The sequence below is a fragment of the Sorangium sp. So ce302 genome (genome assembly GCF_051530145.1).
GTDB lineage: Bacteria > Myxococcota_A > Polyangia > Polyangiales > Polyangiaceae > Sorangium > Sorangium cellulosum_B.
Genome location: NZ_CP150326.1, coordinates 7,418,581 through 7,434,247, shown reverse-complemented (window position 1 = coordinate 7,434,247; position 15,667 = coordinate 7,418,581). Strand labels below are relative to the sequence as shown.

The 15,667-nt window shown below is 71.1% G+C and carries 10 protein-coding genes; 4 read left to right on the top strand and 6 right to left on the bottom strand.

Annotation, left to right across the window (positions count from 1 at the left end):
- The first annotated feature begins 204 nt into the window (after positions 1 to 204).
- Positions 205 to 1,827 carry a protein kinase domain-containing protein gene (locus WME73_RS28135; RefSeq protein WP_437739474.1) on the top strand — a complete coding sequence of 541 codons (1,623 nt, stop codon included), beginning with the start codon at positions 205 to 207 and terminating at the stop codon, positions 1,825 to 1,827.
- A gap of 272 nt (positions 1,828 to 2,099) precedes the next feature.
- On the opposite strand, the gene WME73_RS28130 is transcribed toward WME73_RS28135, so the two are convergent.
- The gene (locus WME73_RS28130; protein WP_437911531.1) at positions 2,100 to 2,990 is read right to left on the bottom strand and encodes a BON domain-containing protein; all 891 of its coding nucleotides are present in this window, start codon (positions 2,988 to 2,990) and stop codon (positions 2,100 to 2,102) included.
- Between the two features lie 118 nt (positions 2,991 to 3,108).
- Between WME73_RS28130 and WME73_RS28125 the strand changes: the two genes are divergently transcribed.
- Complete coding sequence (locus WME73_RS28125) at positions 3,109 to 4,905, top strand: MutS-related protein (protein ID WP_437911530.1); 1,797 nt, start codon at positions 3,109 to 3,111, stop codon at positions 4,903 to 4,905.
- 49 nt (positions 4,906 to 4,954) lie between these two features.
- Positions 4,955 to 5,938, top strand: a complete 984-nt coding sequence (locus tag WME73_RS28120) for an aldo/keto reductase (protein ID WP_437739471.1) — start codon at positions 4,955 to 4,957, stop codon at positions 5,936 to 5,938.
- Between the two features lie 25 nt (positions 5,939 to 5,963).
- Here the strand turns inward: WME73_RS28120 and WME73_RS28115 are convergent, their stop codons facing one another.
- On the bottom strand, positions 5,964 to 6,323 hold the full coding sequence (locus WME73_RS28115; RefSeq protein WP_437739470.1) for a phage holin family protein: 360 nt from the start codon (positions 6,321 to 6,323) through the stop codon (positions 5,964 to 5,966).
- A 141-nt stretch (positions 6,324 to 6,464) separates the two neighbouring features.
- Positions 6,465 to 7,817, bottom strand: coding sequence for an argininosuccinate synthase (gene argG, locus WME73_RS28110; protein WP_437739469.1), 1,353 nt, complete (start codon positions 7,815 to 7,817; stop codon positions 6,465 to 6,467).
- A gap of 238 nt (positions 7,818 to 8,055) precedes the next feature.
- On the opposite strand from argG, the gene WME73_RS28105 reads away from it, so the two are divergent.
- Positions 8,056 to 8,883 (top strand): GNAT family N-acetyltransferase, encoded by an 828-nt coding sequence (locus WME73_RS28105; RefSeq protein ID WP_437739468.1) that lies wholly within the window; start codon positions 8,056 to 8,058, stop codon positions 8,881 to 8,883.
- 246 nt (positions 8,884 to 9,129) lie between these two features.
- Here the strand turns inward: WME73_RS28105 and WME73_RS28100 are convergent, their stop codons facing one another.
- From WME73_RS28100 to WME73_RS28090, 3 genes are all read right to left on the bottom strand, one after another.
- Positions 9,130 to 11,343 carry an anthranilate synthase component I gene (locus WME73_RS28100; RefSeq protein ID WP_437917439.1) on the bottom strand — a complete coding sequence of 738 codons (2,214 nt, stop codon included), beginning with the start codon at positions 11,341 to 11,343 and terminating at the stop codon, positions 9,130 to 9,132.
- Positions 11,344 to 11,374: 31 nt separating this feature from the next.
- Positions 11,375 to 13,573, bottom strand: coding sequence for a chorismate-binding protein (locus tag WME73_RS28095; RefSeq protein WP_437911529.1), 2,199 nt, complete (start codon positions 13,571 to 13,573; stop codon positions 11,375 to 11,377).
- Positions 13,574 to 13,670: 97 nt separating this feature from the next.
- Positions 13,671 to 14,951, bottom strand: a complete 1,281-nt coding sequence (locus tag WME73_RS28090) for an isochorismate synthase (RefSeq protein WP_437911528.1) — start codon at positions 14,949 to 14,951, stop codon at positions 13,671 to 13,673.
- Positions 14,952 to 15,667: the final 716 nt, after the last annotated feature.

The following is a 15,667-nucleotide window of genomic DNA, read 5'->3' as shown; positions in this document are numbered from 1 at the left end:
TGCGGTGTTCGCGAGTGCGCGTGAGCGCGTGTGTTCGGATGTCGTCTCTTGCCGTTCGTGCTCATACGGTTGTCGGCCATTCACTTCATTGGAGCATGTTTTCCTTGATGGCGAGGACGCAAACTCTTCGCATTGACTCGGACGCACAATTATCGGATTTTGCACACTGAGGTGAGTGTGATCGGAGAACACGGAGCGTCGATCTTGAGAGACACACCGACCCAGCTTGGGCTCGGCCGGTATCGTCCCATCGCGAAGCTCGGCCGCGGCGGGATGGCAGACGTCTTCCTCGCGATGGCTCACGGGCCCGCCTCGGTGAACAAGCTGGTCGTCGTCAAGCGTCTCCGCAGCTCCGGGGACGAGGAGGATCGCCAGGTCCTCATGTTCATGGACGAGGCCAAGCTCTCGGCTCGCATGAACCACCCGAATGTCGTCCAGACCTACGAGGTCGGTAGCGATCGGGACGGCTACTTCATTGTGATGGAGTACCTGGAGGGCCAGCCGCTGAAGCGCGTCATGAAGGCGGCTGTCGAGCGGGAGTCCGGCACGGGCGGGCTCGTCCGCGGCACGTGGATCCGGATCGTGGCCGAGGTGCTGCGCGGGCTCCATTACGCGCATGATCTCTGCGATTTCGACGGTCGGCCTCTCGGCATCGTGCATCGCGACGTCTCGCCGCACAACATCTTCATCACGTACGACGGCGCGGTGAAGCTCGTGGATTTCGGCGTGGCCAAGGCCGTCGTCAACGCCTCCAGCACCGAGAGCGGGACCTTCAAGGGCAAGCTGACGTATATGGCGCCCGAGCAGGTCACGGCGGGCAAGACGGTGGACCGCCGGGCGGACATCTTCGCGGTCGGCGTCGTGCTCTGGGAGCTCCTCGCCGGGCGGCGGCTGTTCGAGGGCGATCAGATCACCGTGATGCACCAGCTCCTGCTGGGGAAGATACCGCGGCTCTCCACCGTCGTGCCGGGGATCCCCATCGCGCTCGATCAGATCGCCGCGAAGGCCCTTGATCGCGAGCCATCGAAGCGCTTCGCGACGGCGCAGGAGATGTGCGATGTGCTCGAGAACTACCTTCAGTGGTCGGGCGAGGACGTCCGCAGCGAGTTCCTCGGCGCCTGCATGCGGGGGATCTTCGCCGAGAGCCGGGCCTCCATACGCCAGCAGATCAAGGCGCAGATCGAGCGGGTGGCCAGCGCGTCGCTGCTGAGCGACGCCTCCAGCCAGGTGACGATGAGCGGCATCGGCGTCGCGATGGTTCCCTTGAGCTCCGGCTCGGGCAGCAGGCTGCCCTATGTCGGGGAGTCCAGCCGGTCGGGCGTCGAGCGCGTGTCGGGCGTCGAGCGGGCGTCGGGCGTCGAGCGGCCCAGGACCCCCGTGAGCGACTCGGTGAGCCTGCGAGCGACCACGTCGGGGCCCGTGTCGGCCTCGAAGCGCGGCTACCTGATCGGCGCGTCCGCCCTGACCGCGCTGGTCGCGCTGGTCGGCGGCGCGGTTCACGTCGCGAATCAGCGCGCGCCCGCCCTCGATGCTCCTGCGACCTCGGTCGCTTCGCACGGCGCCGAGGCCGGGGAAACCGTCGAGAAGAAGCCCGAGCAGGGCCCCAGGGCGAGCGTGACGATCTCGAGCGATCCACCCGACGCGATCGTGAGCTGGAAGGGAAAGACGCTCGGCAAGACGCCGCTCAAGACCGAGCTGCCCGTGGGCACGCAGGTCGTGGTCGTGTCGAGGTCCGACTGCTTCGATGAGACGCTCATGCTGGCGCTCTCACCCGCGGAGGCCGTGGAGCGCTCCGTCAAGCTCCGCCCCAAGGACTTCGCGCACTAGAGCGGCGGTCACCCGCTTCGGATACGGGCCCACCTCGGCGTTTTCGGTGCTCAGCGCACCGGAGTGCGCTTGCGCGCCGAAAACGCCGATCTGGGCCCGTCTCCTGTGCGGGTGACCGCCGCTCTGCTGCCGCTCTGCTGCCGTTCTGCTGCCGCTCTGCTCTGGATGGCGCAGAGGGGGGCGGAAACCGAAGGATCCGGGCGGTGCATCCGCCCGTCGTCGGCGACCGGATGCACCTCCGTGACCACGGCTAGGCCGACGACCTCATGGCGTCATGTGCCGTGACGGATGTAGGAGATCACCTTGGTGACGCCGTCGGCGTCCATGGCCTCCTTCACCGCCTCGGTCGCCTCCTTCACGCTGGCGACGGTGCCTTGCAGCGTGACCACGCCGTCGCGCACCGTGACGTGCAGCTTCTTCACCGCGTCATGATCGCTCTCCGCGAGCTTGCCGCCGATCGCGTTGCGGAGCGTCTCGTCGGACGGGCGCGCGCCGGTCCGCTTCGCCTCCTTCGTGGCGATGACCGAGCCGTCGCGGCCGAAGGTGACCTGATAGTCGTTGTCCTTCGCTGCCTTCGTCCACTCGTCGCGCTCCATCGCGGCGGCATTTCCCTCCTGCTTCTTGGCTCCCTCAGCCTGGCCCTGTTGCGGGGGCTGCGGCGCGGCCTTGTCCTTGGGAGCGGCGGGCGGCGCGGACTGCGGGCGCGCGCCCTGGTTGTCCTTGAGCGCACCGGTCTGCTCGCCGACCCTGTTCATCTGGTCGTTGACATCGCGGCCCGCCTGGCGCCCGCGCTCGGCGAGCTGCTCTGCCTTTTCGCCCACGCGCTCGGCCTTCTCGCGCGTCTCCTGGCCGAGCTGCTGACCCTCCCGGGCGAGCTGCTCTGCCTTGTCACCCGCGCGCCCGGCCTGCTCTCGCGCCTCCCTGCCGAGCTCCTTGCCCTCCTGGGCGAGCTGCTCCGCCTTTTCGCCCACGCGCCCGGCCTGCTCGCGCAGGTCTTTGCTGGGCGTCTGGTTCGGGCCCGGAGGCGGTTCGCCTCTCCTGATCGTCTGGTCCTCGGGCTCGCGGACCGCTCCTTCAGCTCTCTCGCTCTCGCTCCTGCAGGCCGTGCCGGCGAGCGCGAGCGCGAGGACGGTTGGGCCGGAGAACCAGCGTACTCTGCTCATCGTGCAGCGATAGCTCATGGTGCATCTCCGGGTGCACACCGAGGCAGACGTCGTGCCAGGAACTCGGTCGTTCCCGGCCGCCCGGGAACAACGGCGCGCCGCGCGTGTCGACGGGGTCATGCCGAGACCCTCCCTGGCCACCGCGCAGCGGCGGCACCGGACACCGGACGAGCGCTCCGGCCCGACGCATCGTAGTAGGCTCGAGGTCGTGAGCGCGGCGCCGCCGGAACCCGTCCTGCCTGACGCCCCGCCAGGACAGCGCTCCGCGCCCGATCTCCTCTCGCACCGGCCGGCGCTCCGGGTCGACGCGCGGGCGGTCAAGGAGTCGCTGGCGTTCGCGTTCGCGGGCGGCGCGCCCGCGGGGGCGTTCGATCGGCACGTCGAGTCGGCGTCGCTGCCCGCGTCGACGTGGGATCCAGCCCGCTTCGCGCAGCACGTCTTCCTGCGTGAGCTCATCGTGGGCTGCCTCCATTTCACGAGCGAAGGCCGCACGTACATCCCGAGCCCAGCGCTGCTGGGCCGCGCCCTCTCCCAGCCGCCGAGCGATCGCGACACCGTCGAGCTCCGGCGCGCGATCTTCCGGGAGCTCACCGGGTCGGAGGCGCAGCGCCGCGATCTCGAGCGCGCCTACGCGGCGCTGCGCCGCTGGGTGGGCCAGATCGAGACGATCCCCATCTCTCGCGGCGAAGGGAGCCGGCGCCGGCTCGACATCCTCGCCGCCGCCAAGGACGCGTTCGACGCGCTCGCCGGTGGGTTCGCGGGCGCGCGCTCGGGCCTGTCGCGGCTCTCGGCGTTCGGCGCGGCCGTGCGCGAGAGCGAGGCGTACCGCCGCCTCGCGGATCTGCTCGCGTACGACGAGGAGATCGCGACGCTGGATGTCCGGATCCGCGTCGGCTCCGACGGCCATGTCCGCGATCTGCGCGCCCTGTCGATCCGCGAGAACAGCGGGAACCGCTTCTACCAGTCGCCGCTAGGGCGCCTGGTCACGAAGCTCGTGATGCTGTGGAGGGGGTACCGGTTCAGCGACGACGAGCTGCTCACCCGCCACGTCAACAGCGTGTTCGACGGCATCGAGGACGATCTCGTCGCGCTCGTCCAGCTGCTCGGAGATCTCGAGTTCTACCTCGCCGGCCTCGCGCTGCGCGACCGCGCCCGCGCGGCCGGGCTCTCCGTCTGTCTGCCCGAGCTCGTCTCGCCGGGCTTCTCGGACGGCGCGCGCGGCGGGAGCCCCGGGCGCGAGCTCAAGGGGCTGTTCAACCCGCTGCTCTTGGCGAGCTCGGTGAGCACGGTCCCGTGCGACATCGCGACCGATCACCACGACGCGACCGTCATCGTGACCGGGCCGAACTCGGGGGGGAAGACCCGGCTGCTCGAGGCGCTCTCGCTGGCCCAGATGATGGGGCAGGCGGGCTTCTTCGTGCCGGCCGCGGAGGCGCGCCTCTCGCCGTGCCACGGGCTCTTCGTGTCGCTGATCGAGCAGGCGCAGGCCGATCAGAGCGAGGGCCGCCTCGGGATGGAGCTGCTCCGCATCAGGTCGCTGTTCGAGGCGATGCAGGTCGGCGACATGGTGGTGCTCGACGAGCTCTGCTCGGGCACGAACCCGTCGGAAGGCGAGGAGATCTTCCAGCTCGTGCTCTCGCTCCTCTCGGAGCTCCGCCCTCAGGCCTTCATCACGACGCACTTCCTCGAGCTCGCGGCGCGGCTCGAGCGGGAGCGGCCGGTCGATCGGCTCGTGTTCCTGCAGGTCGAGCTCGACGCGCAGCAGTGGCCGACATACCAGTTCGTCGACGGGGTCGCCCGGACGTCGCTCGCGCACCGGACGGCGGCGCGGCTCGGGGTCACGCGCGAGGAGCTCGTCGCGCTCGTCGAGCGCAGCAAGCGCGCGCACCGCCGCCGCGGGGCCGAGCCCGCCTGAGCGCGGCCACGCTCGCCGTGGCGGGGGAAATCTGGTTGTATGCGCCGCCATGGAGTATCGACCTCTTGGCAGGACGGGTTTCCGCGTCTCCTCGGTGAGCTTCGGGGCCTGGGCGATCGGGGGCACCTGGGGCGACGTCGACGACAAGGAGTCGCTCGCGGCGTTGCACCGGGCCGTCGATCGAGGCGTGAATTTCTTCGACACCGCGGACGTGTACGGGGACGGCCGGAGCGAGCGGCTGCTCGCGCGGCTCAGGCGCGAGCGGCGCGAGGAGATCGTCGTCGCGACGAAGGCGGGCCGGCGCCTGAGCCCGCACACGGCGGCAAGCTACAACGAGGGGAACCTCACGGCCTTCGTCGAGCGCAGCCTGAAGAACCTCGAGACGGACGCGCTCGACCTCGTCCAGCTGCACTGCCCGCCGACGGATGTCTACTATCGGCCCGAGGTGTTCGACGCCCTCGATAGGCTCGTGAAGGCGGGCAAGATCCGGTTCTACGGCGTCAGCGTCGAGCGGGTGGAAGAGGCGCTCAAGGCCATCGAGTACCCCGGCGTGCAGTCGGTGCAGATCATCTACAACGTCCTCCGGCAGCGCCCGGCCGAGCTCTTCTTCCCCGAGGCGAAGCGCCGGCAGGTCGGGGTCCTGGCGCGACTGCCGCTCTCCTCGGGGCTGCTCACCGGAAAGATGAGCGCGGCGACCCGGTTCGCGGCCGACGATCACCGCAATTTCAACCGCGAGGGCGCCGCGTTCGACAAGGGCGAGACGTTCTCGGGCGTCGACTACGACCTGGGCCTCGAGGTCGTCGAGGAGCTCCGCCCGCTCGTGCCCGCCGGCGTGAGCATGGGCTCGTGGACGATGCGCTGGATCCTGATGCAGGACGCGGTGACGTGCGTGATCCCCGGCGCGAAGCGGCCCGAGCAGGTGGACGAGAACGCGAGCGCGGCGGACCTGCCGCCCGTGCCGCAGGAGACGATGGCGAAGATCCGCGAGATCTACGACCGGCGGCTCCGGCCTCAGGTTCACCAGCTCTGGTAGGCGCCCGGGCGAGGGCTGCGAGGGCTCACAAGATGCGCGGCAACAGCCATCCTGCGAACGAGATGAGGGCCGCCGTGCCGAAGAGCGGCCCTAGCCCCCGGATCTCGAAATCGTCGATGAGCTTGTCGGTGGCGTAGAGCAGCACCGAGTTCACGACGAGGCCGAAGAAGAGATACGCCAGGCCCAGCGTGAGGATGGCGGCGGGCAGGAGCGCCACCGCGACCAGGAACTTCACGAGCCAGCCGAGCAGCAGGTTGAGGACGGTGAACACGGCGGCGACGACGAGCGCCGTCTGGGTCTTTCGGATCTGCACGCCGGGCAGGATCTTCGTTCCGACGAGGACCGCGAGGCCCGCGGCGAGTGCCTGGATGATGAGCGCCTTCATGACCACCTCCCTGGGCCGGCACCGCTCGGGCGGGCCGGCGTTCGCACCTTCCTCGTGACCCAGGGAGGTGCCGGGCGCAACCTCGTCCGGCGCGTCGCGAGCGGAGCCGGCGCGCGGCCTCCGCTCAGGGGCCGCCCCGGCTCATTCCTTCGGCTTGTCGCCGCCGAGCAGCTCGCCGATGGCGGGGGCGCCGCCCGGGCCGAGGGCCTGCGTGCTCTCGATGAGGTGGATCAGGAACTGGCGGTTGTCCGTCACCGAGAGGTTCTGGAGCTCGAGCGCGCCGATGCGGTCCTCGGGGGTGAAATAGGCCTCCTCGACCTTCTCCATCGAGAGCTTGTGCGGCGCATAGGCCATGTAGTCGGCGCGCGTGTTCAGGATATTGTAATCGTCGCCGCGGCGCAGCTCGAGCGTCACCTCACCGGTCACTCCGGGGGCGATCCAGCGCGAGAGCGCGTCCTTCAGCATCATGGCCTCGGGGTCGTACCACTTGCCCTCGTAGAGCAGACGCCCGAGGCGCCTGCCCTGGGTGAAGTACACGTCGAGGGTGTTCTCGTTGTGAATGGCGGACAGGAGCCGCTCGTAGACGGCGTGGAGCAGGGCCATGCCCGGCGCCTCGTAGATTCCGCGGCTCTTGGCGTCGATCACCCGGTTCTCGATCTGGTCGCTCATGCCGAGCCCGTGGCGCCCGCCGATCCGGTTGCACTCGACGAACAGCTCGAACACGGAGCCGAAGCGCTTGCCGTTGATCGTCGTCGGGACGCCGCGCTCGAACCCGAGGGTCACCGTCTCGGCCTCGATGGCGACCTCCGGCCGGAAGGAGGCGACGCCCATGATGGGCTGGACGATCTTGATCCCGGTGTTCAGGTGCTCGAGGTCCTTCGCCTCGTGCGTCGCGCCGAGCACGTTGGCGTCGGTGCTGTACGCCTTCTCCGTCCCCATGCGGTAGGGCAGCCCGTGGCGCTCGAGGTACTCGCTCATCTCCTTGCGCCCGCCGAGCTCTCCCACGAACCTCGGGTCGAGCCAGGGCTTGTAGATCTTGAGCGAGGGGTCGACGAAGATGCCATAACGGTAGAACCGCTGGATGTCGTTGCCCTTGTGCGTGCTGCCGTCGCCGAAGACGTGGACGTCGTCGTCGCGCATCGCGCGGACGATCGCGGTCGTGGTCACCGCGCGGCCGAGCGGCGTGGTGTTGAAGTACTTCTTGCCGCCCGTCGAGAGGTGGAAGGCGCCGCACTGGATGGCGAGGATGCCCTCGCGGACGAGCGCCTCGCGACAGTCCACCAGCTTGGCGGAGACCGCGCCGTGCTGCAGGGCGATCGGCGGGATGTCGCCGGGGGAGTCCTCGTCCGGCTGCGCCAGATCGGCGGTGTACGCGTGCACCTTGAGCCCGTTGCGCGAGAGCCACGCCACCGCGCAGCGCGTGTCGAGGCCGCCCGAGAACGCGATGCCGAGGTGGGTGCCCGCCGGGGGGAGTGAACGGAAGATCCTGCTCATGGCGGCGCAGCATAATCGCAACGCCCGCGAGCGCGCGAGCGGAGATCGCGGGGCGGCGGAGGCGCCTGACGGCGCGTGTGTGCGCGCGAGCGCGACGTCAGAGGCTCCGCCCGCCCGCTCCGCCGGGACGGCGCGGCCGCGCGCTGGCTTGCACGGAACGGCGCAGACCGGGCCTCATCGGACTAGGATGGAGGACACCGTGTCGCGCGAGCCCTGCTCGCAAATGAGGTGCAAGGCCATGCCGAAGCTGTCGTACGCCGAGATCGCCCGGATCGAGGAGCGCCGGCTGGCGGTCGGCATCGCCGCCGTGGTCGCCTGCGCGGAGCCCATCGCGGGCGGGTGGATGGCCTTTGATGGAGAGGGCTCCTGGGGAAACTTCGCTGTCGGGCTCGGCCTCGATGGGCCTGTCTCAAGCGAGGATCTCGATCACCTCGTGGCGTTCTACGCGGCGCGCGGCGCGGAGCCGCAGATACAGGTCTGCCCCTTCGCGCACGGATCGCTGGTGCGCGGCCTCGCCGATCGAGGGTTCGTGCTGCGCGAGTTCGAGAACGTGCTGGCGCGCGAGCTCGCGCCGGACGAGGACCTCCGCGCGCTGGCGTCGTATGGTGGCCCCGGGGAGCTGGAGATCGTGCGCATCGATCCGGGCGACGAGGCGCAGGTCCGGGTGTTCATCGAGATCGCGACGAGCGGCTTCCGGCCCGCGGACGCGCCGATCTCGCCGGTGCTCTTCGAGATCACGCGCCGCGTGGTCGCGCACCCCGGATGCGACTCGTACCTGGCGCTCGTGAACGGCGAGCCCGCCGGCGGCGGCAGCGTGGAGATCTCCGGCGAGGGCGCCGCGCTCTTCGGCGCCTCGGTGCTCCCCCGGTTCCGCGAGCGCGGCATCCAGCAGGCGCTCATCGCCCGCCGCCTGGAGCGGGTGCGCGAGCAGGGTCGCCTGCTGGCGTGCATCAGCGCGAGCCCCGGTATCCCCACGGAGCGCAACGCGATGCGGCTCGGCTTCTTCATGGCGTACAGCAAGGGGATCTTCACGCGGCGGAGCGAGAGCCCAGAGGCGCCTGCCTGAGCCGCTCCCGGGCGCCCCGGGCCTCGTCGACGGCGGCGCACATTTCAGGTGTGCAGCGCTGTTCGTGCAGAACCGAAATGAACGCCCAGGACATCCATGCGAAATGCCCGACCCTGACGGAAGTGCGCCATGGCACGCCTCATGCTGATATTCTGGTTCAGCGCCGCTGGCGTGGCCTTTCCCCCCCCGAGGCCCCGGCGGCGCTTTTTCATTTCGCCGCCAGCGCCCCGCTTTACCGATCGACCGTCACCGCCCGCCGTCCCGCTGCAGCTCGGTGACCGCGTTCCTGACGAGCCGGAGCCCCACGTTGTCGTCCTGCGACAGGATCGACTCCGGATGGAACTGAACGGCCGCGAGGGGCAGCTCCGTGTGCTCGATCGCCATCACGACCCCATCCTCGGTCTCGGCCGTGACCTTCAGCGACGCAGGGAGCGCGTCGCGCAACGCGTAGAGCGAGTGGTAGCGACCCGCGCGGAACTCGCGGGGCAGCCCCTCGAAGAGGCGCCCGCCGAGCACGCGCACCTGCGAGGCTTTGCCGTGCATCGGGTAGTCGAGGACGCCGAGCTTGCCGCCGAAGTGCTCGACCATCCCCTGCAGGCCGAGGCAGACGCCGAAGACGGGCAGCCGGCGCTGGAGCAGCGCCGTGAGCGTGCCGGAGAGATCGAAATCGCTGGGCGTGCCAGGGCCGGGCGAGAGCACCACGAGGTCGGGAGCGTAGGCGTCGAGCTCCTCGTGAGGGAAGCCGGCGCGGAGCGTCATCACCTCGGCGCCCGTCTGCCGGAGGTAGTTGGCCAGCGTGTGCACGAAGGAGTCCTGGTGATCCACGAGGAGGACCTTGCGCGTGCCGCCAGGCACCGGGTGGATGGCCGCCGGAGGCGGCGTGGCGATGCCGCGAGGCCTCCGGATCGCGTCGAGGAGCGCCGACGCCTTCACCTGGGTCTCGCGCTCCTCCTCGTCGGGATCGGAGTCGAAGAGCAGCGTCGCGCCGACCCGGACCTGGGCCACGCCGTCCTTGACCCGGATCGTGCGCAGCGTGAGCCCCGTGTTCATGCTGCCGTCGAAGCCGACGATGCCGACCGCCGCCCCGTACCACGCGCGCGGCGAGCGCTCGTGATCCTCGATGAACTGCATGGCCCAGGCCTTCGGGGCCCCCGTGACCGTGACCGCCCACGTGTGCGCCAGGAACGCGTCGAGCGCGTCGAAGCCGTCGCGAAGGCGGCCCTCGATGTGATCGACCGTGTGGATCAGCCGCGAGTACATCTCGATCTGCCGGCGCCCGATCACCCGGACGCTCCCCGGGACGCAGATGCGGGACTTGTCGTTGCGATCGACGTCGGTGCACATGGTGAGCTCCGACTCGTCCTTCGCGGACGCGAGCAGGCGCGCGATCTGCGCGGCGTCGGCGAGCGGGTCGCTGCCGCGCGGGATCGTGCCCGAGATGGGGCAGGTCTCGACGCGATTGCCCTCGACGCGGACGTACATCTCCGGAGAGGCGCCGATCAGATACTCGGCGTTGCCTAGGTTCATCAGGAAGCCGTAGGGCGCCGGGTTGCGCTCGCGCAGGCGGTAAAACAGCTCGGTGGGCGCGACCGGGCACGGCTCGTAGAGCGTCTGCCCCGGCACGACCTCGAAGAGATCGCCCCGCTTGAAGGACTCGCGCGCCAGCCGGACGAGCTCGGCGTACTCGCCCGGCGCGTACTCGTTCTGGGGCGCGCGGTCGGTGCCGACGTAGGCGTGCGTCGCGCCCTCGCGCGGCAGCCCGTCGGTCGAGCGATCGCCGTACTTCAGCTCGTAGCGCGTGCGCGTCGCGCGCTCGCGGCGGTGGTCGACGGCGACGATCTCGTCGGGGAGGTAGAGGACGAGATCCCGCTGATCCGCCGGGCGCTCCAGGCGGAGGCGGATGGGCTCGAACTGGAAGGCGAGATCGTACGCGAACGCGCCGTAGAGCCCGAAGAGCGGGTCGCCGGGGACCCCGAAGAGCTCGATGAGCCGGCGCAGCACCGAGAAGATGGACGGCTGCCGGCTGCGCAGCTCCTCCGGCACCCGCTCGCCCGGCGGCCGGACCGCGCCGACCACCTCGTCGCTGCGCCGCTCGAGGGCCGCGACCGCGTCGAGATCACGGAGGGCCTCGTCGATGGCCGGCAGCAGCACACGCCCGCGCTCGTTCAGCGCGGTGAACCGGAAGTCGCGGCCCCGGGAGACGAGCACGAGCGGCGGATCGACGAAGCCGATGTCCCAGCGCGTGTACCGGCCCGGGACCTCGTAGCTGGACGCCAGGACCACGCCGAGGTGGCTGTCGAGCGCCTCGACGATGGGCTGGATGGCGCCGTCGACGGCGAGGTCCTCGACCGTCCGCCGCACCGCGACGCCCCTCCGCGTAATGTTGCTCTCTCGTTTCACGACCGCGTCTCCTTCTGTGCGATGAGTATACGCGGTGCGGCATGCGCGCCGTACCGGCATCTTCGCCGCGTGCATGGTTCCGTCGGGCGCGTCATCCGCGCTGCGCGCTCGTGGCGCGTGCGTCCCGCGCGGGCGCTCGACCGGCGTCTGCGGCGCGCTCCGCGAGGTAGATGGCGCGGAGCAGGGGGAAGCTCTTGACGAGGACCTCCTCGTACTCGGCCTCCGCGCTCGACTCCGCGACCACCGCGCCGCCGCTGCCGAAGCTGAGCCCCCGGCCGTCGGCGACGAGAGTCCGTATGGCGATGTTCATATCCATGGGGCCCTCGTACGCGAGGTATCCGATCGAGCCCGTGTACACGCCCCGCGTGCGCCGCTCCAGCGCGTCGATGATCGAGACCGTCCGGTGCTTCGGCGCGCCGGTGATGGACCCGCCGGGGAAGCACGCCTCGAGCGCGTCGAGCGCGCCCTTCCCCTCGCGGAGCGCGCCCGTGACCACCGAGGAGAGCTGGAGCAGGGTCGCGTGCTCCGTGATCCGCTGGAGCGCCTCGACGTCGATCGAGCCCATGGCGCAGACGCGGCTGAGGTCGTTGCGGACGAGGTCGGTGATCATGAGGAGCTCGGAGCGGTCCTTGTCGCTGGTCGCGAGATCGCGGCGCAGGGCCAGGGTCTCTTCCTCGGTGGCGCCCTTCGGTCGCGTCCCCTTGATGGGCTCGCTGCGCACCCGCCGCTCCCGGTCGACCGCCAGGAACCGCTCCGGCGAGGACGAGAGCACCGCGCCCTCCGGCAGCCTGAGGAACGCCGAGAACTGCGCGGGGTTCGTGCGGCGCAGGACGCGGTAGAGGGCGAACGGATCCAGCGAGGTCCGTACGTGGAACTCGTTCGTGAGGCACACCTCGTACGTCTCGCCCTCGCGGATCTCGCGGAGGATGGCCTCGATGGCGTCGAGGTGCTCCCGGCGCGAGAGGCGCGGCGCGTGCGCGATCCGGTCGGCGAAGCCCTCCGGGACGGGCGGCAGGAGCGGCTCCGAGAGCGCTGGGAGGCCCTGGAGGCGCGCCGCGATCTCGTCCAGCCACGGTCCGGACGGGGGCGACGCAGGCTCGTCGGCGTCGATCGCGTCGATCGCGTCGATCGCGCACGCGTATACCGCGCGCTCGACGTGGTCGAAGGCCAGGATCCGCCGCGCGATCATCATCGCGCTGTCCGGGAGCGCGCGGCGCGGGTGAGCGGACGCGCCGAAGCCGAGGTGCTCCTTGAGCTCGTAGCCGAGGTAGCCCACGAGGCCACCGGTGAAGTGGAAGGGCAGGCCGCTCGGATCGAGCGATATCGAGGCGAGCTCCCGCCGGAGCGCGACGAACGGGCTCCCCTCGGACGTGGTCGAGGTGAGGGCGTCCCCAGGGCCGCCGGCGCTCCACCGCGTCACGGCGGCGCCGCGGCTCTCGATCGCCTCGGTCGCGCTCCCCATGAACGAGAAGCGCCCGTCACGGCCGGCCGCGCTCGAGTCGAGCCAGAACGCGTAAGGCGCCGCGGCGAAGAGCCCGGCGAAGGCCCGCTCGGGATCGACCCACGGGAGCCGGAGGTGACGCATGCGCCCGCGTCGCCGCGCGCCCGCCGGCGCGCCCGGCGCGCAACCACCCAGCGCGCCTGCGGAGAGGCCCGGCGCGCGTGTGCTCCGGTGGAGCGCCGCGCCCCTCCGGTCGCGCGGCGTGTTCATGGCGATATTTCTGAAGTTGCGGATGATTCTCTTGCCGTGCTCGGTGCCGATCGACTCGGGGTGAAACTGCACGCCGTAGAACGGCCGGTCCTTGATCTTGAGGGCCATGATGAGCCCGTCGCCGCGCGTGCGCGCGGTCACCTGGATCTCCGCCGGCAGCTCGCCGTCGCCGACGATGAGCGAGTGGTAGCGCACCACCTGGAACGGGCTGGGCACGCCCTCGAAGAGCCCGGCGCCGTCGTGCTCGATCTCCACGATCTTGCCGTGCATGACCCGCGGGGCGTGCTGGACGCGCCCGCCGAAGCGCGCCGCGAGCCCCTGGTGGCCAAGGCAGACGCCGAGGATCGGCGTCCCGGCGAGGGCCTCGATCACCTCGGCGCAGACGCCGAAATCGGCCCGTCGCTCCGGGCGGCCGGGGCCGGGCGAGATGACGATGCTGTCGAGCTCCAGGCCCTCGATCTCGGCGAGCGAGAGGCTGTCGTTCTTGACGATGATCGGCTCCTCGCCGCTCACCTCCCAGAGGTACTGCCCGAGGATGTGGGTGTACGAGTCGTAGTTGTCGATGAGGAGTGTCTTCACGGCGAAGCTCGCCTCGGGGCCCGCATCGAGGCCGTCGATGCAGGCGAGCCGGCGCGGATCCCGGCTCGGGTGAGGCGCCCCGGCGGCGGGCGCGGCATCAGGGGCGGATGATGGCCGCGAGCATGGCCTGGAGCTTGAGCTGCGTCTCGACCAGCTCGGCCTCCGGGCTCGAGCCTGCGACGACCCCGACGCCCGCGACCATCCGCGCGCGCGCGCCGTCGACCGTGGCGCTGCGGATGCCGATGAACCAGTCCCCGTCGCCGCGGGCGTCGACCCAGCCCACGAGCCCCGCGTAGAGCCCGCGCCGGATCCCCTCGTGCGCGCCCAGCCAGGCCTCCGCCGCCTGGCGCGGCGTGCCGCACACGGCGGGCGTCGGGTGAAGCCGCGCGGCGAGCGTGAGGGCGTCCGGCGCCGCCTCCGCGAGCTGGCCGTGGATCGGGGTGCCGAGGTGCATCACGTTGCGCAGGCTCAGGATCGACGGCTCGCTGGGGACCTCGAGCGACGCGCACTCGGGCGCGAGCGCGGCGGCCACGGCGTCGACCACGAAGCGGTGCTCGCGCTGGTCCTTGGCCGAGCGCCGCAGGACCTCGGCGAACCGGCGGTCGGCGTCGACGTCGGCGGAGACCGCGTAGGTGCCGGCGAGGGGGTGCGAGGAGACGGCGCGCCCGCGGCGGGAGAGCAGGAGCTCGGGGCTCGCGCCGAGGAAGCCGTCGACGTGGAAGATCGCGCACGAGGGGTAGAGCGCGGTCAGGCGGCGCAGGACCTCCTCGACGACGATGGGGCGGTTCGCCTCGACGTCGACCGCGCGGGCCAGCACGACCTTGGAGAGGGCCCCCTGCTGGATGTCGGCCACCGCGCGCGCGACGCGCCCGCACCACTCCTCGTGCGGGAGCGCCGAGCGGAGCGTGAAGCTGTCGGGCGAGCGCCGGTGGCCCTCGGCCCGCTCCAGGTGCGGCGCCGGGGCGGCGCCCTCGCCGATGGTCGTGACCCACGCGGTCCCGTCGGGGGCCGCGCCGACGATCTGGGCCGGCACGACGAGCGCGGCCGGCTCCGTCCGGTCGAACGGCAGGGCGCCGAGCGCCACCGGGCCGCAGCCCGGGCGGCCCACGACGTCGGCGGCCTCGATCGACGCCAGCGCCTCCTGGATCCACGCCACGCCGCCCTCGATACCGTGCGGCAGCTCCAGGCGGGCGGCGACCCCGTGCGCGACCAGCTGGGTGCCGGGGTGAAGCCAGACGCGCGCGCCGTCTCCCATGAGCGACGAGACGCCGCCGGGCAGCTTCGCGAGCGTGTCGGCGTCGAGCCGGAAGGTGCGGGCGACGAGCCGCGCCGCCTGGCGGGGGGCGTCGGCCGAGGAGGAGAACGTCAGGGGAGTCATGCACCGCCGTGCGCAGGCCGGTTCGGGCTCGTCCTGCTCGGCAGGACCAGCCTGGAGCCAGCAGGCCACGAGCCCGCGGCACCGTGCCGGATCGCGAGCGCCGGCCACGCAGCATCGGCTCTACCGCCTCCGGAAAGGCTCCGCAAGCGCAAAGCAGCCCACGTTCAGGGCGCGCGCGACGCGCGTCTACCGCTGAATTGCCGCTGAAATTGCGCTTCGAGGCGAGGTGGTGGCGTCGGCGCGCGCGCGCGCGCACGTATTGCGCGCGTTGTCTCCGCGCGACGCAGGCGCATCGCGTTTCGTCTCACCTCATCTCGCCGCCAGCGCGCGTCGTGTCGCGTCTCGCGGCCAGCGCTGATGTCTCGTCTCACCTCACCTCGCCGCCAGCGCGCTTCGCGTCTCCGAGCAGCGCATCGCGCCACGCGCCTTCGCCAGGCGCTGTGCGCGGCGCGCCGCGCGCCGTCTGCTGTGCTGCGCTGCCAGCGATCAGCGAGCAGAGCAGTGCCGAGCAGCGCGCGCTCCGTCCCGTCTGTGATCGACGGCTCTTTCCTGGGCTTTTTACCCTGGAGAGGCGGCGCGATCCCTTGCCCCCGAGCGCGCATCTGGTCGATGCTGCCGCGGGCACTCGCCCTTCGCGGCGCGGGCGTGAGCGGCGCGTCTCGATAGCTCTGCCGGCCACCGGGAATGCGAAAATTCTCCAGAACAGAGCTCAGAAA

Excerpts from the sequence above, each read along its gene's own strand:
- argG (WP_437739469.1), bottom strand. The coding sequence starts at position 7,817 with ATGAGCAGGATCTTCCGTTCACTCCCCCCGGCGGGCACCCACCTCGGC.
- WME73_RS28100 (WP_437917439.1), bottom strand. The coding sequence starts at position 11,343 with ATGCCGGTACGGCGCGCATGCCGCACCGCGTATACTCATCGCACAGAA.
- WME73_RS28120 (WP_437739471.1), top strand. The coding sequence starts at position 4,955 with ATGGAGTATCGACCTCTTGGCAGGACGGGTTTCCGCGTCTCCTCGGTG.
- WME73_RS28105 (WP_437739468.1), top strand. The coding sequence starts at position 8,056 with ATGCCGAAGCTGTCGTACGCCGAGATCGCCCGGATCGAGGAGCGCCGG.
- WME73_RS28115 (WP_437739470.1), bottom strand. The coding sequence starts at position 6,323 with ATGAAGGCGCTCATCATCCAGGCACTCGCCGCGGGCCTCGCGGTCCTC.
- WME73_RS28090 (WP_437911528.1), bottom strand. The coding sequence starts at position 14,951 with ATGACTCCCCTGACGTTCTCCTCCTCGGCCGACGCCCCCCGCCAGGCG.
- WME73_RS28125 (WP_437911530.1), top strand. The coding sequence starts at position 3,109 with ATGCCGAGACCCTCCCTGGCCACCGCGCAGCGGCGGCACCGGACACCG.
- WME73_RS28130 (WP_437911531.1), bottom strand. The coding sequence starts at position 2,990 with ATGAGCAGAGTACGCTGGTTCTCCGGCCCAACCGTCCTCGCGCTCGCG.